The organism is Cobetia sp. SIMBA_158, from assembly GCF_046566945.1.
GTDB classification, from domain to species: domain Bacteria; phylum Pseudomonadota; class Gammaproteobacteria; order Pseudomonadales; family Halomonadaceae; genus Cobetia; species Cobetia amphilecti.
In genome coordinates, this window is sequence record NZ_JAWJYL010000889.1 from 1 (window position 1) to 245 (window position 245).

Consider the following 245-nt stretch of genomic DNA (forward strand, 5'->3'; position numbering starts at 1 on the left):
ATTGCTACACCAAATCCTAGGCTAACCATAGAGACCATTGCCTCATGCCCCGCCACTTGTGCATAAATTTTTCCGTGAATATTGTTTTTTCGCCACCACATTTCTAGGCGCTGCCTAGAAAAGCCTTGTTCAGGCACAATAAACTCTAATTCAGACCAATCAAGCTCTGTATTGTTTGATGTTAATTTTTCAGTAATCGTACATTGAACTTTTGGCTCAATAAGTACTAATGGTGAATGGCCTAT

The 245-nt window shown here is 39.6% G+C and carries 1 pseudogene; it reads right to left on the bottom strand.

Features of this window, described 5'->3' with window-relative positions:
• Positions 1-245: pseudogene (locus tag R2R70_RS22375) on the bottom strand (HTH-type transcriptional activator IlvY); the annotation flags it as partial.